13 protein-coding genes are annotated in these 18,935 nt (G+C 73.5%); 6 read left to right on the top strand and 7 right to left on the bottom strand.

The genetic code is table 11. The annotated features are described in order from the left end of the window. Positions 1-87 precede the first annotated feature (87 nt). Both ACF089_RS21540 and ACF089_RS21535 read left to right on the top strand, forming a co-directional pair. Positions 88-537: a GNAT family N-acetyltransferase gene (locus tag ACF089_RS21540; protein WP_392028822.1), complete on the top strand. Its 450-nt coding sequence runs from the start codon at positions 88-90 to the stop codon at positions 535-537. A gap of 50 nt (positions 538-587) precedes the next feature. Continuing rightward, positions 588-1,304, top strand: coding sequence for a class I SAM-dependent methyltransferase (locus tag ACF089_RS21535; protein WP_392028821.1), 717 nt, complete (start codon positions 588-590; stop codon positions 1,302-1,304). Between the two features lie 258 nt (positions 1,305-1,562). Here the strand turns inward: ACF089_RS21535 and ACF089_RS21530 are convergent, their stop codons facing one another. From ACF089_RS21530 to ACF089_RS21505, 6 genes are all read right to left on the bottom strand, one after another. Further along, complete coding sequence (locus ACF089_RS21530) at positions 1,563-4,361, bottom strand: hypothetical protein (RefSeq protein ID WP_392028819.1); 2,799 nt, start codon at positions 4,359-4,361, stop codon at positions 1,563-1,565. Beyond that, the gene (locus tag ACF089_RS21525) at positions 4,358-5,470 is read right to left on the bottom strand and encodes an AAA family ATPase (protein WP_392028817.1); all 1,113 of its coding nucleotides are present in this window, start codon (positions 5,468-5,470) and stop codon (positions 4,358-4,360) included. The genes ACF089_RS21530 and ACF089_RS21525 overlap by 4 nt, the downstream gene beginning before the upstream one ends. Before the next feature lie 14 nt (positions 5,471-5,484). Further along, entirely contained in the window at positions 5,485-6,927 is a 1,443-nt protein-coding gene (locus ACF089_RS21520) for a VWA domain-containing protein (RefSeq protein WP_392028815.1), read from the bottom strand. Further along, positions 6,924-8,342, bottom strand: a complete 1,419-nt coding sequence (locus tag ACF089_RS21515; protein ID WP_392028813.1) for a hypothetical protein — start codon at positions 8,340-8,342, stop codon at positions 6,924-6,926. The genes ACF089_RS21520 and ACF089_RS21515 overlap by 4 nt, the downstream gene beginning before the upstream one ends. Then, positions 8,312-8,815 carry a hypothetical protein gene (locus tag ACF089_RS21510; protein WP_392028811.1) on the bottom strand — a complete coding sequence of 168 codons (504 nt, stop codon included), beginning with the start codon at positions 8,813-8,815 and terminating at the stop codon, positions 8,312-8,314. The genes ACF089_RS21515 and ACF089_RS21510 overlap by 31 nt, the downstream gene beginning before the upstream one ends. Positions 8,816-9,499: 684 nt before the next feature. After that, positions 9,500-11,326, bottom strand: coding sequence for a serine hydrolase (locus ACF089_RS21505; protein ID WP_392028809.1), 1,827 nt, complete (start codon positions 11,324-11,326; stop codon positions 9,500-9,502). A gap of 312 nt (positions 11,327-11,638) precedes the next feature. Here ACF089_RS21505 and ACF089_RS21500 point away from each other — a divergent pair, with 312 nt between their 5' ends. From ACF089_RS21500 to ACF089_RS21490, 3 genes are all read left to right on the top strand, one after another. Further along, on the top strand, positions 11,639-12,742 hold the full coding sequence (locus ACF089_RS21500; protein WP_392028949.1) for a nitronate monooxygenase: 1,104 nt from the start codon (positions 11,639-11,641) through the stop codon (positions 12,740-12,742). A gap of 147 nt (positions 12,743-12,889) precedes the next feature. Then, positions 12,890-14,440 carry an acyl-CoA synthetase gene (locus tag ACF089_RS21495; RefSeq protein WP_392028947.1) on the top strand — a complete coding sequence of 517 codons (1,551 nt, stop codon included), beginning with the start codon at positions 12,890-12,892 and terminating at the stop codon, positions 14,438-14,440. A gap of 206 nt (positions 14,441-14,646) precedes the next feature. Next, positions 14,647-15,747, top strand: a complete 1,101-nt coding sequence (locus ACF089_RS21490; protein ID WP_392028807.1) for a calcium:proton antiporter — start codon at positions 14,647-14,649, stop codon at positions 15,745-15,747. A gap of 179 nt (positions 15,748-15,926) precedes the next feature. On the opposite strand, the gene paaK is transcribed toward ACF089_RS21490, so the two are convergent. Continuing rightward, complete coding sequence (gene paaK / locus ACF089_RS21485) at positions 15,927-17,249, bottom strand: phenylacetate--CoA ligase PaaK (RefSeq protein ID WP_392028805.1); 1,323 nt, start codon at positions 17,247-17,249, stop codon at positions 15,927-15,929. Positions 17,250-17,423: 174 nt separating this feature from the next. Here paaK and ACF089_RS21480 point away from each other — a divergent pair, with 174 nt between their 5' ends. Next, on the top strand, positions 17,424-18,722 hold the full coding sequence (locus tag ACF089_RS21480; protein WP_392028803.1) for an alpha/beta fold hydrolase: 1,299 nt from the start codon (positions 17,424-17,426) through the stop codon (positions 18,720-18,722). Positions 18,723-18,935: the final 213 nt, after the last annotated feature.

Here is an 18,935-nt window from a genome sequence, read left to right as displayed (position 1 = left end):
TCACACCACTCGGCCGGACGCCGGCCCGGGAGCCGAGTTCCGGGAAGGCGAATCACCGGTGCTCGATCCGTCGGTAGGGTCACGGTCATGAGCGTCGAGGTGGAGGTCGTCCGCGAGTCGACCGACGAGGTGGTCGAGGCGGTCACGCGTCTGCTGCCCCAACTGTCCGGCAGCGCCCCCGCGCCGGACCGTGAATCGGTGGACCGGCTGCTGCGGAGCGAGGCCAACACCCTGCTGCTGGCCCGGGCCGAGGGCCGAGCGGTCGGCATGCTGACCCTGATCATGTTTCCGCTGCCGACGGGGCTGCGCGGTCGTATCGAGGACGTCGTGGTCGACGACGCGGCCCGGGGCCGTGGCGTCGGAGCGGCGCTGACGGCTCGGGCGCCGCGCCTCGCCGAGGCGGCCGGTGCGCGGACCGTCGATCTCACCTCGCGCCCGGCCCGGCAGTCCGCGAACCGGCTGTACGAGCGTCTGGGCTTCCAGGCCCGCGACTCCCAGGTCCACCGATTCGTCGTACGGCCCCGAGGGGGACCGTGATCCCCTGACCACCTCGGCCCGCCCCGGCGTCAGGAACTACTGTCGCGGGCATGGTCGAACACGATGCCCTCAGCACCACCCGCGATGCCTACGACGCCGCTGCCCACACCTACGCTCGGCTCTTCAGCGACTCGCTGAGCGACAGCCCCCTGGAGCGCGCGATCCTGGGCGCCTTCGCCGAGGCCGTACGGGCGGGCGGGAACGTACAGGTCGCGGACCTTGGGTGCGGGCCCGGCTATGTCACCGCCCATCTGAACGAGTTGGGACTCGGCGCCTTCGGCGTCGACGTCTCGCCCACGATGATCGAGCTGGCTCGACAGGCCTATCCGGACCTGCGGTTCGACGTGGGGTCGATGGCCTCGCTGGACATCCCCGACGGTGTGCTGGGCGGCGTGCTCTCACGCTGGTCCGTCCTCCACACTCCGCCGGCGGAACTCCCCGCCGTCCTTGCCGAGTTCCACCGTGTGCTCGCGCCGGGCGGCCATCTGCTGATCGGACTGTGGGCGAGCGAGGGCCCGTCGTACCCGACGCAGGTCTTCGACCACGCCGTCGCGCCGGCCTATCGGTGGTGCCCCGATCATCTCGCCGCGCTGCTGGACGAGGCCGGGCTCGCCGAGGCGGCCCGCACGATCGGCGAACCCCTGCCCACCGCCCGGCGGCAGTTCCAGGAGATTCAGCTGCTCGCCCGTAAAGCCCCGGCCCCGGCCCCGGCCTCGGCCTCGGCCTCGGCCCCGACCCCGGCCTCGGCCCCGGCCGGAGCCGCCTGACCGGCCGCCTGGTCGTGCGCCCGGCCGTCGCCTACCGCAGAGCCGTCGTACTCCGGGCGTCACCGCACGATCGGGGCGGCACCGTCGACTCGGGCCCCTCCGCCGATGCCTAGGCCGGTGCCGACACCGGCACAGACACCGGCGCTGGAGGCCGCCGCCGACGCAGAGTCTGGACGCCGGCGCCAGCGCCGACACCGAGACGGGACGCCCCCGCTGACGGCGGCCCGGCCGCACGCGCGGCCACCGTCGGCGGCGCGGTCACACCCCGGTGAGCAGCGCCTCCAACGCGTCGGCCGTCTCCGGGTGGCGGCCGATCAGCACCGCGCCCGGCGGGCCGGGCTCGGCCGCCGCCCATTCCCCGTCGCAGCCCAGCAGACGGGCCACCGCGTCGCACGTCCCGGGGTGGGCGGCGAGCAGCGCGCTGCCTCCGCCGCCGTCCCCGGGACGCCCCGGACGAGAGAGCTCCGCCTCCGGCAGCGCCCGCCACGGAGGCACCCACTCGTCCAGCGCCGCGAGCCGGCCGGGGAAGATCCGCCCGGCCTCGCGGATCAGCAGCGGGGCCGTCTCCGCGCCGTCACCTCGCAGGGTGGATATCAGCGTCGGCAGCCACGGCAGAAGCACCGGGTCCGGTAGCCGTGCGAAGGCGTTCGACACGGCCTCCACGACGAAGTCGGTGAGTCCCGGGACGGGCTCCAGGGCGTGCACGAAGCCGCTGAGATAGCGCGGGTAGGACGGTACCGCCAGGGGGTTGCCCAGCAGCGCGTCGCACTTCGCCCGGAGGTCCGCGCGGGAGAGGCTCCCGAGCTGTGTCCGGGCCGCCCACAGCAGCGCGGTCTTCGACGGGTCCTCGGGGCGGCACTGGGCGAGGGCCAGCTCCAACTGGGTCCGGTCGCAGCCCAGGGACAGCGCCAGGCTCTCCATGCTGAAGAGGAAGCCCAGCATCGCCGCCACCTGGCGGACGGTGGCGTCGTCGTCGACGAACGCCGTCGGCAGCAGGGTGCAGTAGTGCGCGTACCCGGTCGTGACGAAGGACTCGATCCACGGCGGCAGCACCGGCTCGCTCGTGCGGTAGTGGGCGAGCAGCCGCCGCACCCGGCGCAGCACCTCCGGCGCGCCGTCGACGCCGCGTTCGGCCGCCAGCACCTCCAGGGCATGGGTGCCCAGCTCGTCGGCGAGGCGGCGGCTGCGCAGCAGGAGGGCCGAGTCCTCGACGGTCTCCAGAACGGTCGCCGCGGTGGCGAGCGGGTCGTACGCCCTGCGGCGCAGCCGCTGCTCCAGGACCTGCTCGATGCTGACGCCCTCGTAGCCCAGCTCGATGAGCGCCCGCTGATGGGTGCCGAGCGCCAGATCCCACGACTCCTGGATCGGCCGCTCGCCCAGTCTCCGCTCGCCCATGATCGGACGCGCGGCGCCCCGCGGCATCAGATGCCGCAGCATCCAGAGCACGTCGGAGCAGCGCTCCAGATCCGGCTGGGCGGCGATGTCCAGCAGCGCGCGCCGCACTCCGCGCTGCTGGAGCTTCAGCCCCAGCGGTGCGAGCCGGTCGTGCACATCACGGGCGAGCGGCGGCAGCGCGTCGTAGCCGACCTGGCCGATCCGGTCGCCGCCCATCATGATCTCCACGAGTCGGCGCACATCGCGCCGGCCGGGCACGGTGTCCTTCTCGATGCAGGTGACGGCCGCGTCCTGGAAGTCGTACGGCGTGGGTCTGGCCCGGTCGCGCATCCCGGCCAGCAGGATCGACGTCTCGAACACGGCGATGGCGTCCGCGGTGGAGGCGAGATAGCCGTTGCGCCGCGCGGCCCGCACGATCTCCACCGACCAGCCGAGCAGTTCCGCCTCGTCGAGCCGGTCCAGGACGGGCGGCTGCCGCAGAAATCCGGTCAGCCGGTCGGAGGGCGCGAGCGCCGGTGAGGGATCCGCCGCGACGGCGGCCCTGGCCGTCCTCGGCTTCTTCGCGCCCGCCTGTCCCGCCAGGCGGTACGGCTCCACACGGGTGCGCCGCAGGTTCTTCGCCCAGAGCGTCGCCGCGATCGACACCGAGCCGGCGGCGAGGCCGAACTGCGCCTCGATCGCCGCGTGGCTGGACGGCACGAGACCGTACTGCCACCGGGTCGCGGTGCGCGGGCCGATCGTGAAGGCGTCGTCGCCGTGGACGCCGAACTCGGCGACCCGGCTGACCGCGTGGAAGGCGCCGCAGACGTACAGACAGTCCGCGGGATCGGCGCCCGTGGCGGCCAGGTGCTCGCGCATCCTGGTCCACATGTGGCGCTCGCGGTCCTCGTCCACGCGCACCCGGCGCGGGTCGCCGGGGGCGAGACGCCGGAAGAGGCTGCCGATCAGGAGCATGACCTGGCGGTAGGTGTCGTGGTCGCTGTCGCCGAGGGGCAGTTCGACGTACTGGTGCCACCACTCGGACCAGTGCCGCACCTTTCCGTGGCGAAGGAGGTGCTCCTCCAGTTCGGCGAAGCGGGGCCGCAGGTCGCCGATGTCCACGCCGACGGCGTCGCCGTGCAGCGCGGCGTCCTCCCCGGCCGACGGATCCGGATCGGCCGAATCCGCGCGGGGGTTGCCGCGCGCGTCCCACTGGAAGACATGGTCCGACGAGCGGTCGACGAGCACGAGTTCGACGCCCGGGGTGTCCAGTGCGTAGGCGATCGCCTGGTACTCGGCGGAGGCCTCGGTGATCGGCGCGACCACCGACAGCGGGGACCACTCGGCCGGGAAGCCGTCGGTCTCGGTCGCGAAGGCCTGGAGGGCCACCGGGAGCCTGCAGTTCCGCAGCTCGGCCAGCGGCGCGGCCATGTCCTCGCACAGCTCCACATAGACGACCTTCGGCCGCTTCTCGCGCAGACGGCGGGCCATCGCGACCGCCGAGGCGGGGGAGTGGTGGCAGACCGGGAAGATCTCCAGCGGCTCCCGCACCGCGCGGTCGACGTCGTCGACGAGTCCGAGGAGGATGCCCTCCAGCGCCCCGGGCCCGTCGGCGAACGCGGCGGCGGCCTCCCGCAGCTGCGCGCGCAGCGTCGTGAACGTCCCCTCGTGCGTGGCGCTCATGACAGGGTGGCGATCGCGTCGCGGCCGCCCTCCAGGAACTCGGGCCAGGATCCGCCCTCGTCCTTGCTGCGCGGTTCGACGACACCGTGCAGGTATTTGTTGAGTATGGCCAGGTCCTCGGGCTCGCGCCGGGCGAGCGATCCGACGAGGGAGGAGGCCAGGGTGCGGGCGGTGAGGGTGCGCTCGCCGAAGAAGTCGCTGTGCAGGATCGCGTCCTCCAGCACGCCGATCTGCTCGGCGGTGGAGAGCGCGGACTCCAGCTTCTCGTCGTCGCTGCCGGCCGCCGCGGCCGAGGCGCGCAGGTCGGCGAAGCTCTGCAGGAGCACATCGAGGAGTGTCGGCGGCACGTCCAGTTCGAGCTGGTGGCGGCGGAGCAGTTCCTCGGTGCGGAAGCGGACGATCTGCGCCTCGCTCTTCTTGTTCGTCACCACCGGGATGCGGACGAAGTTGAAACGGCGCTTGAGCGCCGAGGAGAGGTCGTTGACGCCCCGGTCCCGGCTGTTGGCGGTGGCGATGATCGAGAAGCCGGGGCGGGCGAAGACGATGGCGTCGTCGTCCAGCTCCGGGACCGAGATGTACTTCTCGGACAGGATGGAGATCAGCGCGTCCTGGACGTCGCTGGTGGAGCGGGTCAGCTCCTCGAACCGGCCGATCGCGCCGGTCTCCATCGCGGTCATGATCGGCGAGGGGATCATCGACTCCCGCGACTGGCCCTTGGCGATGACCATGGACACGTTCCAGGAGTACTTGATGTGGTCCTCGGTGGTGCCCGCCGTGCCCTGCACGACCAGTGTGGAGCTGCGGCAGATCGCCGCGGACAGCAGCTCGGCCAGCCAGCTCTTGCCGGTGCCCGGGTCGCCGATGAGCAGCAGACCCCGGTCGGAGGCGAGCGTGACGATGGACCGCTCGACAAAACTGCGGTCGCCGAACCACTTCTGCGAGATCTCCCGGTCCAGGCCGTCGGAGCGCTCGGAGCCCAGGACGAACAGGCGGACCATCTTCGGGGACAGCCGCCAGGAGAAGGGCTTGGGGCCGTCGTCGACCGACTCCAGCCAGTCGAGTTCCTCGGCGTACTTGATTTCGGCGGGGGCGCGCAGCAGATCGGACATGGGAGGGTCTCCTTCTAGGCGAGGAACGTCTTGAGTTCGTGGACGAGCTTGCGTATGTGGCCGGAGAGCACCGGCGTGCCCTGGTCTTTGAAGCGCTCCCGGAACCACGGGTTGACGCTGCCGCGGCCGGAGCTGGTCACCGAGCCGACCGGGATGAACTTCGCCCCGGAGCGGTGAATGGCGGCCATGCTCTCGAAGAGGGGCTCGGTCTGCCATTCGTAGAAGTCGGAGATCCACACCACGACGGTGTTGCGCGGCTCGGCGATCTTCGGCTGGGCCAGTGCCATGGCGACCGTGCCGTCGGTGCCGCCCCCGAGGTTGGTGCGCAGCAGGGTCTCGAAGGGGTCGTGCACCCACGGGGTGAGGTCGAGGGCCTGGGTGTCGTACGCGATCAGGTGGACGTCCACCTTCGGCAGGCCGGCGAAGATCGACGCCAGGATGGTGCAGTTCACCATGGAGTCGACCATCGATCCCGACTGGTCCACGACGACGATCAGCCGCTGGGGCGTCGTCTTGCGGGCCGTGTGCCGGTAGTAGAGGCGGTCGACGTACAGCCGCTCCTCCTCCGGGCTCCAGTTGGTGAGGTTCTTCCAGATCGTGCGGTCGAGATCGAGGTTCCGGAACACTCGCTTGGGCGGGATCGAGCGGTCCAGGGCGCCCACCGTGGCCTTCTCGACCTGGGTGCGCAGCACTTCGGCCACCTCGTCGACGAAGCGCCGGATCAGCGCCTTTGCGTTGGCCAGGGCCACGCCCGAGAGGTTGTTCTTGTCGCGCAGCAGCTGCTCGATGAGCGACATGCTCGGGGTCAGCCGGGCGGCGAGCGCGGGGTCGGCCAGCACCTCGCGCAGATGCATCCGCTTGACGAGGTCCGCCTCGATGCCGGCGAGTTCCGGTCCGATGCGCGGGATCAGCGTGTCGAGGTCGGGCGTGGCGCCCGGGCCCCCGGTGCCGGTGCGTCCGGCGCCCGGCCCCGAGGCCCCCGCGCCCGCGCGTCCGCCGCGCAGTTCGCCGGGCGCGCAGCCGAGGGCGCGCTCCAGCCAGCCGGCGTCGGACTGCCAGCGCGCGAGCTGTCCGGCGGTGACCGTGCCGGAGCCGGAGGCGAACACATTGAGCAGCACCTTCGACACCAGGGCCGCGCGCCGTACCTCGGCCTCCCGGTCGCGTGCCCCGGCGGTGTCGGGGGCGGGCGCCATCAGGGAGTCGAACTCGGCGGCCAGCTCCGGCCGGCGCTGCACGATCGAGTCGACGGAGGTCTGCGGGTCCAGCAGCGCGGACGGGAGACCGATGTCCTCGGCGACGGCGAGGCCGGCGTTCTCCAGCGTGGCCTGCTCCTCGTGGTCGAAGAGGCGGGCGAGGAGCCGCCAGTACAGCACCTGACGGCGGTTCTCGTGGGGATCGCACCCGGCGTCGACGCCGGTCGTGTGCTCGGGCGACGGCCCGGTCGTGTGCTCGGTCATTTCCGCAGCAGCCTTCCGGCGCGCTCGCGCAGCACGGCCACGGCGTCGGTGGCGGCCTTCTCGGCCCGGATCCCGGCCTTGTCGGCCGTGCCCCCGGCCCAGCCTCCGGCGTGGATCGCGACGGGCTTCTTCCGTACGGTCGTCTCGACGGCCAGGGGCTGGACGCTGAAGGCCCCCGCGTCCCAGCGGAGCAGTCCGATGCAGGCGCCGGACGCGGCGACGGCCTCGGGGGTGAGCGGTCCGGCGGCCGGGACGCGGTCGGTGTCGACGGCGAGAGGGTGTCCGGCGACGGTGAACGTCAGCCCGTCGTCGTCCTTCCGGACGGCGTAGCCCTCCAGGAACACAGGGACGGCGATACTCGCCGGATGCCGGTCCAGCGGCGCGGTCACCGGGGCGGTGGCGGCGGGCAGGGCGACCCGGGCGGTGGCGAAGGCGTCGGCCGGCTTGCCCGGCCGGGCGTGCTCCTCGCTCCAGATCAGATCGCCCTCGGCGGTGACCGGCATGCCGGAGAGCTCCGCCGCGCGGCCCTCGCCGACGGCTGCCAGGAGCGACATGTGCGGGCGGAGCAGCTGCCAGAGGCCGGCTCCGACGACCGTGTCGGGCTTCGGCGCCGACACACTGGCCCGCACCAGACGGGGCGCTGAGCCGTCGGCGGGCTCGAACACCGCGTGGACCTGGGCCTGTACGGCCGTCGGGTGCTCGTGCAGATCGACGCCGAGGGGCAGCAGCCGGCCGGTGGCCGTGCCGACCGGGGACACCGACGCCGCGCCGGGCAGCGTCAGCACCATCGCCCGCGACCACAGATCGGCCCACCGGCGCACCGGGATCCGCTCCAGGGCCGAGCCGGGGCAGGACGCGGCGAGTTCGGCGGCGAAGCCGTCGAGAAGCGTCGCCGGGCGGCGCAGCGCCGGGTCCGTGAGCATCGCGGAGACGATGGGAGCCGCACCGGAGACCACCTCGTGGTCGATGCCGCGCCACCCGTGGCGAGCCAGGTCGGCGAGCCAGGAGCGGGCCGCCGTGAGTAGGTTCACCGACCGGCTCTCGCCGGGCTCGGGGACGCTCTCCCCGCCGCGCGGCCGGCCGGTCGCCTCCTCGACGCGGGCCGTCAGCGCGTCGTGGACGGAGCCGAGGAGCGCGGTGCGGGCGGCGGCCAGGGAGACAAGATGCTCCTCGCCCGCGGCTCCCGCCGCCGTCTTCTCGGCCGCCTCGGCGACCCTGGCGGCCAGGGGCGATCCGGCGACGGCGTGGGCGAGCCCGGTCACCGCCGAGGCCTGGTCGGGTCGCGGACGGAGCAGACCGTCGGTCAGAGCCCGGTCGAAGGCGTCGACGGCCGTCAGGGCCTCGTCGAGCCCGTCGGTGGGATCGGCCAATCGGTCGGCGCGCATCACGCCACCGCCCGGGTCGGCGGGAACCACTGCATCTCCGGCACCGGTGCGGTGGCCGGGGCGAGTTCCAGATAGGTCAGATGGCGCAGGAACCGGCTGAAGACCGGAGCCGCGGCCGTGGCGTCCGCCTGCGGCGGCCTGGCACCGTTCATGCCGGCGGTGATGGTCTGCGCGCTGGGCTCCCCGTCCGCGATCTCGACTTTCAGACCGCGGGCGACCCGCTCGGCGCCGTACTGCACCACCGCCTCGTTGATCAGAGCGCGGATGTGATTGCAGAACGAGCCCCTGGCTCCGCCGCAGGGCCGGTTGTTGTTGGTGCTGCAGGCGAACGCGTAGGTGCCGGCCGCGACCGACGAGACATAGACCCGCTCGATGTCGGAGCCGCTGGACACCACGCCCTGCAGACGTCCGTCGGCCAGCTCGACGAACGGGACCTTGGCCAGCTTGCGCGGCCGCGCGGGCGGAATCACCCGTGTTGTGCTCGACCTCTCGGCAGCAGACATCGCACCATCTCCTCTACGACAGGGGGGTGTCCGCACCATCGCGGCGGGACATGGACGAACTTACGGGCGACCACTGACAACGCCGGTCCCGGACGCCGTGTCAGGCGGGGTGCACCGACCTGGGGCAAGCCGCTGACCAGCGCGTATACAGGGTCGCTACGGAAGATTGGCGTCCTTGCGCCATGTTCGCCGAACCGTGCCGAAGCCGGGGCATGATGAAGAGGGAAGCGCCGCGCTCGCCCGGTCCGCACACCGCGGAAGGGCCGGCACGGAAGGTCCGCACGGCGTCGGCACGGCCGTCCACGCCCGCGACGGACCTCTCACGATCATTCAACCGGGAGGGGCCGCGCCCTCCGCCCGGCATGCGCGGCCGCGCACGACCGTACCTCCCGCACAACGACCGAGCACCGTCACACCGCTTCAGGAGGCATCATGCGACGACAGACGTTCTTCGAAGGCACGGCGTCGAGCGCGCCCCTCGCGCCGGGCCGACGCCCGCTCAGCACGGCGGACGCGGGCCCAGAGACGTCGGAGGCATCCGCGGGCGGCCGGGGGACTGGCGCCTGCCACGCGGGCGCGGCCGGCGGGCGACCGCGCCCGGACGGCGGCCGCCGCGTGCGTCGTCCGTCCCGGGCCCCGGGCCGCTGCCGACGTCTTTGGGCCTGGATCGGTGCGGTCCGCCTGTCAGTCGCGGGACGCCGTCCAGCCAGCCGCCTCGATCCGGGCGGCGTCCCGGGGCCGGGACTCGTCGAAGACCGCGCGCCCGCCGTCCTCGACCCGGATCGCGTCCACGTACACGCCCCGGCCCGAGTGCAGCCGGTCAGTGGTGTACCGCCAGCGCAGCCGCACCTCCGCGCCGCGCCACGGGGACAGATCCGCCGTGAGCCGGTGCCAGACCCGCCCGGACCAGCCGGTCACCGACCCCGATGGGTGAGCGGCCTCCTCCCCGCCCGGCCGTACGGTGGCGAACGGCACCGCGCTCCAGCTCGCCCCGCCGTCCCGGGAGCCTTCCAGGAAGAGCCCGTCGGCCGCGGGTTCGGTGTCCCACCACAGCGAGCAGCGCAGCCGGGCCCGCCGGGAACGGATGTCGAGCGCGGGCAGTACGAGGGTCGCGGAGGCGGACGCGGCCGTCCCCGAGAACCAGGCGGCGCGCCCCCGCTCGGGGCGTACGGCGACGGCGCGGGCCAGATGGTTGGCGGCCGCCGCCCGGGGCACGCTGCCGGAGCGCCAGGAGCGGACGGGGTGCACGGAGTTGCCGAGGACGATCAGGAAGGTGTCGCTGCCCGGATCGAGCACCAGGCTGGTCCCGGTGAATCCGGTGTGGCCCGCGGTGCGCGGGGTGGCCATGGCGCCCATGTACCAGTGCTGGTACAGCTCGAAGCCGAGCCCGTGCTCGTCGCCGGGGAAGGCGGTGTTGAAGTCGGTGAACATCAGCTCCACGGACTCGGGGCGCAGAATGCGGACCCCGTCGTACACCCCGCCGTCGAGGAGGGCGCGGGCGAGGACGGCGAGGTCCCAGGCGCGGGAGAACACCCCGGCGTGGCCTGCGACGCCGCCGAACGCGAAGGCGTTCTCGTCGTGCACCTCGCCCCAGACCAGCCCGCGGTCGAGACCCGACCACGGCGGTCTGGCCACTTCGGTCGCGGCGATGTCCGGCCGCCAGGAGGCGGGCGGGTTGAACCGGGTGCGGCGCATGCCGAGCGGAGCGGTGATCTCGTCGTGGAGCAGTGTGTCCAGCGGGCGGCCGGTGATCTTCTCCAGGATCAGCTGAAGCGAGATCAGATTCAGGTCCGAGTAGAGGTACCGGCTCCCCGGCGGCGCGGTCGGGGACTCGTTCCACAGCATCCGCAGCCGGCCCTCGTGGGTGGGCTCGGTGTACAGCGGGATCCAGGAGCGCAGCCCCGAGGTGTGGGTCAGCAATTGCCGCACGGTGATCTCCGCCTTGCCCGCGCCGCCGAACTCCGGGAGGTGGCGGGCGACCGGGGACTCCAGCTCCAGCGCGCCGCGCTCGATCTGCTGCACCGCCAGGATCGAGGTGAAGAGCTTGGACACGGAGGCGAGGTCGAAGACGGTGTCCTCGGCCATCGGGATCTGCCGGTCCGCGGGGAATTCGACCGCCGTGTCGGTCTTCTCGTCGTACGAGGAGTAGCGCACCGCCTTGCCGATCGGCCTGTGCAGGGCGACCGTGGCGCCGCGCCCGGCGAGCAGCACCGCGCCCGCGTACCAGGGGTGTTGGGGGGAGGGGCCGAGAAACCTCTCCGCGTCGGCGACGAGCCGGTCCAGCGGCTCCCGGAGCAGACCCGCGCGCTCCGGGGTGCCGTGCCGGAGCACCCGCCGCCCACGGCCGCCGTCGGCCGCTGCCGCCGGGTTCCCGGCCGCGGACGGCCCGCCCCCGCCGCCGGCGGCCTCCGCGAACGGGATCGGCGTCAGCGCGAGCGCCCCACCGAGCGCCAGTACACCGCTCCCCAGCCTCCGCCTGCTGATCCCGCTTCCTGTCGCGTCCTCCGACATGCGCCACCCACTCCTGAGAATCGTCCTTCGGGGCCTCGAACAGCAAGGGAACCTTTCTTCCCGGGGCGGGAAGCCGTCAACCGTCCCACGCCGGGAAGCCGGCGTCCGCCCCGGGCGCGACGACCCCGTACGGCCGCCCCGCACATCCCTCCCGAGCCGCCGATCCGGTCCGACCGGCCGTTCCACGGGCCGCTTCCGCGTACCGGCCCCCGTCCCGACGGCCGTTCCGTGCCCCTGGTCGGCCCCATGAGATCTGACGTGGCATCAGAAAAGCTCTTCCCCCGTTCGCCCGGCTGCGGCATCCTGCCGCCCATGGAGACGGAGCTGAGCAGAGCCCTGGGGATCGAGCACGCCATCTTCGGCTTCACGCCGTTCCCCGCGGTCGCCGCCGCCCTCACCCGCGCCGGCGGCCTGGGCGTCCTGGGGGCCGTGCGCTACACCGACCCCGACGCGCTGCGGCGCGATCTCGACCTGATGGAGCGGCACACCGAAGGAAAGCCGTACGGCCTCGATGTCGTCATGCCCGCCCGCAGGGCGGCGGGCGCGACGGAGGCCGAGATCGAGGCGATGATCCCCGAGGGGCACCGGAAGTACGTCCGGGACACCCTCGCCCGGCACGGCGTCCCCGAACTCGCCGAGGGCGAGGGCTCCGGCTGGCGGATCACCGGCTGGCTGGAGCAGGTCGCCCGAGCCCAGCTGGACGCCGCCTTCGACCACCCCATCGCCCTGCTCGCCAACGCCCTCGGCCCACCGCCCGAGGACGTCGTCGCCCGCGCCCACGACCACGGCGTCCGGGTCGCCGCGCTCGCCGGGAGCGCCCGCCACGCCCGCCGCCACGCCGACGCCGGAATCGACATCGTGGTCGCCCAGGGCTACGAGGCCGGCGGCCATACGGGTGAGATCGCCTCCATGGTGCTCACCCCCGAGGTGGTCGAGGCCGTCGCCCCGCTGCCCGTCCTGTCCGCGGGCGGCATCGGCAGCGGGGAGCAGATCGCCGCCGCGCTCGCCCTCGGAGCCCAGGGCGTCTGGCTCGGCTCCCTCTGGCTCACCACCACGGAGGCCGAACTCCACTCGCGCGCGCTCACCGCCAAACTCCTTGCCGCGGGCTCCGGCGACACCGTCCGCTCCCGCGCCCTGACCGGAAAGCCGGCCCGCCAGCTGCGCACCGAGTGGACCGACGCCTGGGACGGCCCCGAGAGCCCCGGCCCGCTCCCCATGCCGCTCCAGGGGCTGCTGGTCGCCGAGGCCGTCTCCCGCATCCAGAAGCACGAGGTGGTCCCGCTGCTGGGCACTCCCGTCGGCCAGATCGTCGGCCGGATGACCTCCGAGCGGAGCGTCCAGGCAGTCGTGGACGATCTCACCCGCGGTTTCGAACGCGCCGTCGACCGGATCAACCGCATCGCGGGAAGGGGCTGACCGATGAGCGACGGCCCCGAAGACGTCGGAACCCGGGCCGCGACCGGCGGTCCGAACGAGGACAGGACACCGGCGACGACCGCCGGCCCGAACGGCCGCAGCGCCCAGGCGCCGAAGGGCGGCTCGAACGACGACAGCGCACCGGCCGTGACGGACGGTCCGAACGGCTTCTGGGCGCAGGCCGCGGCGGACCCCGGGCGCACTGTCCTCACCGCTCCCGACGGCGAGCGATGGACCGCCCAGGAGCTGCACACCGCCGCGAACCAACTGGTCCACGGCCTGCGCGCGGCAGGGCTCGAACGAGGCGACGCCGTCGCCGCCGTACTGCCCAACGGCGTCGAGTTCCTCACCGCCCACCTCGCCGCCGCCCAGGCCGGGTTCTATCTCGTCCCCGTCAACCACCATCTCCTCGGCCCCGAGATCGCCTGGATCGTCGCCGACTCCGGCGCGCGAGTCCTCATCGCCCACGAACGGTTCGCGCGGCCGGCGACCGCGGCCGCCGACGCGGCCGCCCTGCCCGCCGACCGCCGCTTCGCCGTCGGCGCGGTCGCCGGATTCCGCCCGTACGCCGACCTCCTCGCCGGCCGGTCCGGCGCGCCGCCCGCCGACCGCACCCTGGGCGGGGTCATGAACTACACCTCGGGCACCACCGGACGGCCGCGCGGCGTCCGCCGCCCGCTGCCCGGGAAACCTCCCGAGGAGGTCCACCTCGGCGGCTTCCTCGGCTTCTTCGGCATCCGGCCCTTCGGCGGCCATGTCCATCTGGTCTGCTCACCGCTCTACCACACCGCCGTGCTGCAGTTCGCGGCGGCGGCCCTGCACATCGGGCACCCGCTGGTGCTGATGGACCGCTGGACGCCCGAGGAGATGCTCCGTCTCGTCGACGCCCACCGCTGCACCCACACCCATATGGTGCCGACGCAGTTCCACCGGCTGCTCGCGCTGCCCGAGGAGGTGAAGGCGCGATACGACGTCTCCTCGATGCGGCACGCGGTCCACGGCGCGGCCCCCTGCCCCGCGCCGGTCAAACGGGCGATGATCGAGTGGTGGGGCGGCTGTGTGGAGGAGTACTACGCGGCCAGTGAGGGCGGCGGCACGTCCGCGACCGCCGAGGAGTGGCTGCGGCGGCCCGGGACCGTCGGCAGGGCCTGGCCCATCAGTGAGATCGCGATCTTCGACGACGACGGCGTCAGACTCCCGCCGGGCGAAGCGGGCACCGTCTATCTGCGCATGGGCGGCGCGGGCTTCCGCTACCACCAGGACGAGGCCAAGACCCGGCGCGACCGCATCGGCGACTTCTTCACCGTCGGCGACCTCGGAGTTCTCGACGAGGACGGCTATCTCTACCTCCGCGACCGCAAGATCGACATGATCATCTCGGGCGGAGTGAACATCTACCCCGCCGAGATCGAGGCGGCCCTGCTCACCCACCCCGCCGTGGCGGACGCGGCGGTCTTCGGCGTTCCGCACACGGACCGGGGAGAGGAGGTCAAGGCGGTCGTGGAACCGGCGGACGGCCACCCGCCCGACGACGCCCTCGCGGCCGGGATCCTCGCCCACTGCGAGCGCCTGCTCGCGGGGTTCAAACGGCCCAGGAGCGTGGACTTCGTCACCGCCATGCCCCGCGACCCCAACGGCAAGCTCTACAAGCGCCGGCTGCGCGCGCCCTACTGGGAGGGCCATGAGCGCCCGATGTGACGATCCGCCCGCGCTCGCCCCGCCTCCGTGCCCCCGCCCGCGCCCGCCCAGCCGGTAGTCCCGCGCCGGTCCGCCCGGTCCAACCCGGCGGCGAGCCGCCCCGCCCGGACCCGCCCCGGGAGAGCCGTGATCCCCGGGCCGGGCCCGTCAACCCGTTGGCGCAGCATCCCGCGCGCGCCGCACCGGCTGCTGGCAGCGTGGCGGGCATGACGACCGGCGCGGCACAGCTCAGACCGCAGTGGACGACCTGGATCCCGCTCGTCGCGGTGCTCGCCCTCATCCTCGCCTGGGGCCGCGACCTCTCCGGAGTCGCCGTCGCCCTCGTCGGACTCTGCCTCATCGGGGCCGTCCTCGCCGCCGTGCACCACGCGGAGGTGGTCGCCCACCGGGTCGGCGAACCCTTCGGCTCCCTGGTGCTCGCGGTCGCCGTGACCGTCATCGAGGTCGGGCTCATCGTCACCCTGATGGCGGGCGGCGGGGCGAAGGCGTCCACCTACGCCCGGGACACCGTCTTCGCCGCCGTCATGATCACCTGCAATGGCATCGTGGGCATCTCCGTACTGGTCGGCGCCTTGCGCAACCGGGTCGCGATCTTCAACGCCGAAGGCTCGGGCGGCGCGCTCGCGACCGTCTGCACGCTGGCCACCATGACCCTCGTCGTGCCCGCCTTCACCACGGGCCACGCCGGACCGGAGTTCACCGGGGACCAGCTGGCGTTCGCGGCCGCCGCCTCGCTCTGTCTGTACGGGCTCTTCGTCGGCGTCCAGACCGTACGCCACCGCGACTACTTCCTCCCGGTGAGCGCGACCGGGGGCGACATCGATCCCGACGAGCACGCCCCGCCGCCGAGCGACCGCGAGACCTGGTGGAGCGTCGGCCTGCTGCTGGTGGCGCTCGTCGCCGTCGTCGGCAACGCCAAACTGGTCTCCCCGGCCATCGAGGAGGGCGTGGACTCCGCCGGACTGCCCACCACCGTCGTCGGTGTGGTCATCGCCCTGCTCGTCCTCCTCCCTGAGACCCTCGCGGCGGTCCGCGCCGCCCGCCGGAACCGGATGCAGACCAGCCTCAATCTGGCGTACGGCTCCGCCATCGCCAGCATCGGCCTCACCATCCCCGCCATCGCCCTCGCCTCGATCTGGCTGCCGGGCCCCCTGGTGCTCGGCGTGGACGCCACCCATATGGTGCTGCTCGCCCTGACGGCGCTGGTGAGCGCCCTGACGGTGGTGCCGGGGCGGGCGACCCTGCTCCAGGGCGGGGTTCATCTGGTGCTCTTCGCCGTCTTCGTGTTCCTCTCCTTCAGCCCCTGACCCCGCCCCTGACGACAGCCTTGACCACAGGCCCCGACCCCGCTCCGGGCCCACAGCTCCCGGCCCCGCCCCACCCCGCCGCGCCACCGCCCCGCGCTCCTCCTGAGCCGCCCCGGCCCGCCACCTGCCCCCCCTCGGCCCTGGCCCTCGAAGCCCCCAGCCCTCACAGCACCAGCCCCTCAGACCGCACCCGGCCGCAGATCCACCACTCGCCGGAGCTTGCCCGAGGACCGTTCCAGCGTCTGAGGGTCCACCATCTCCACCTCCACCGACACCCCGACGCCCTCCTTCACGGCGGCCGCGATCCGCCGCGCCGCCGCCGCGCGCTGCCCGGCGGTCGCCTCCGGCCGCGCCTCCGCCCGTACCGTCAGCAGATCCAGCCGGCCCGGGCGGGTCAGCCGCAGCTGGAAGTGCGGGGCGACGTCCGGCGTACGGAGCACGATCTCCTCGATCTGAGTCGGGAAGAGATTGACGCCCCGCAGGATGATCATGTCGTCGCTGCGCCCGGTGACCCGCTCCATCCTGCGGAAGACCCGGGCGGTGCCCGGCAGCAGCCGGGTGAGGTCCCCGGTCCGGTAGCGGATCACGGGCATGGCCTCCTTGGTCAGCGAGCTGAAGACCAGTTCGCCCCGCTCCCCGTCGGGCAGCACCTCGCCGGTGACCGGATCGATCACTTCCGGAAAGAAGTGGTCCTCCCAGACGTGAAGGCCGTCCTTGGTCTCCACGCACTCCTGCGCGACTCCCGGGCCGATCACCTCCGAGAGCCCGTATATGTCCACCGCGTCGAGCGCGAACCGCTCCTCGATCTCCCGCCGCATCTCCCGAGACCAGGGCTCCGCCCCGAAGACGCCGACCCTGAGCGAGGTGGTCCGGGGATCGACGCCCTGCCGCTCGAACTCGTCGAGCAGGGTGAGCATGTACGAGGGCGTCACCATGATGACGTCGGGACGGAAGTCCTGGATCAGCCGCACCTGCCGCTCGGTCATGCCGCCGGACGCCGGAATCACCGTGCAGCCGAGCCGCTCGGCCCCGTAGTGAGCCCCGAGCCCGCCGGTGAACAGCCCGTATCCGTAACCCACATGGACCTTGTCGCCTGGCCGCCCGCCCGCCGCGCGGATCGAGCGGGCCATCACATCGGCCCACATGTCCAGATCACGCTGGGTGTAGCCGACCACCGTCGGCCGCCCGGTGGTGCCGCTGGAGGCGTGGACGCGCCGCACCTCGGACTGCGGAACGGCGAACATGCCGAACGGGTAGTGGTCCCGTAGATCCGACTTGGCGGTGAGCGGGAACCGGGCGAGGTCCGCGAGCGTACGGCAGTCCTCCGGAAGCACCCCCGCCGTGTCGAAGGACGCGCGGTGGAAGTCGACATTGTCGTACGCGTGGCGGAGCGTCGCCCGCAGCCGCCGCAGCTGGAGCGCCTCCAGCTCCGCGCGGCTCAGCAGCTCTCCGGCGTCCGGCTTCCCGGCGTCCGGCTTCCCGGCGTCCGGCGGCTTCGTCATCGAGGTCGCTCCCGTCCCCTGTCGACAGACCGGTCGTTCGGTCGTGAGTTCCGCAGATCAGTAAGTCAGCCCGCCCGGCACGAAGGCAAGAGGCGGGGCCGGGACGGATTCCGGCCGCCGCGCCGTGGGCGGGGGCCATTGCACCGGCCGCCCCGGACGGGCAACGTTCAGCACATGCCGAAGTTCACCGCATACGACGGGACGGAACTCGCCTACCACCTGAAGGGAGCGGGCGAACCTCTGATCTGCCTGCCGGGCGGCCCCACGCGCGCCGCCGCCTACTACGGAACGCTCGGCGGCCTCGACGCCCACCACCGGCTGGTCCTGCTCGATCTGCGCGGCACCGGCGGCTCGGCGGAACCGGTCGATCCCGCCACCCGCCGCTGGGACCGGCAGACCGACGACATCGAGGCGCTCCGCGAGCACCTCAGCCTGGACCGGGTGCATCTGCTCGCCCACTCGGCGTCCGGCAATCTCGCCACCCTCTACGCCGCCCGGCACCCCCTGCGGGTGCGCTCGCTGACCCTCATCGCCCCCGGCGCCCGGGGCGGCGGCGAGGAGTTCGCGCCGGAGCCGGACGGGCATTTCGACCCCGCCGTCATCCGGACGGCGCTCGCCCGGCTCGACGCGCCGGTGCTGGTCCTCTCCACGCCCCGGGACAACGGCCCGCGACCAGCCCGCGCCGCCGAACTGGCCGCGCTCTTCCCGTACGAGCCCGACGGGGCGGCGCACCACCCCTGGCTGGACGACCCCGGCGCGTTCGTCCGTACCGTCCGCGCCTTTCTCGCCCCGGACATCCTCGGCCTGGACGCCGACGGCGTCCGGCTCGCCTACCGGGCCTGGGGCGACGAGTCCGCACCGCCCGTCGTCCTCGCCCACGGCCGGGGCGGCAGCGGGGCGGACTGGACCGTGATCGCCGAGCGGCTCGCGGCGACCCGGCGGGTGTACGCCCCGGACTTCGGCGGACACGGCCTCAGCGACTGGCCCGGCGCGTACGGCTTCGAACGGCTCCGCAACGAGCTGAGCGCGTTCATCCGGGGGCTCGGCCTGGACAGCGTCGACGTCGTCGGCCACTCCATGGGCGGGGCGGCCGCGTATCTGCTCGCGGCGGAGGAGCCCGAGCTGGTGGACCGGCTCGTCATCGAGGACCCGCCGCCGCCGTTCCCGCTCGATCCGCCGCGCCCGCCGGCCCTGCGGGCGGAGGGGGTGCTCGACTTCGACTGGCCGGTGGTGCCGAGCATCGACGCCGAGCTGAACGCTCCCGATCCGGCCTGGAGCGAGGGCCTGGCCGCCATCGAGGCGCCGACCCTGGTCATCGGCGGCGGTCCCCGGAGCCATGTCCGCCAGGACCGGCTGGCGCGTCTGGCCGAGCGCATCCCCGGCGCGCGGATGGTGACCATCGACGCGGGCCATCTGGTCCATGAGACACGGCCGGAGGAGTTTCTCGCCGCTCTGCGGGAGTTCGGCATCTGAGAGGCCCCCGGGCCCGGGCGGCCCGATCCCGGCCGCCCCCGCCGGACCGCCCGCCGCCGCCCGGGACCCGGCCGCCCCGACCGCCCCGCCAGGCCCGATCCGCCAGGCCCGACCGGCCAGGCCCGGGCCACCACGCGCCGGGCCCACCGGACCCGCCGGAGCACCGGACCCGCCGACCCACCGGACCCGCCGACCCACCGGACCCGCCGGAGC

It is taken from the genome of Streptomyces sp. NPDC014894 (genome assembly GCF_043080985.1).
Taxonomy (GTDB): Bacteria; Actinomycetota; Actinomycetes; order Streptomycetales; family Streptomycetaceae; genus Streptomyces.
Note: the sequence above shows the minus strand (reverse complement) of the source record. Positions and strands in the feature narration are given on the sequence as shown.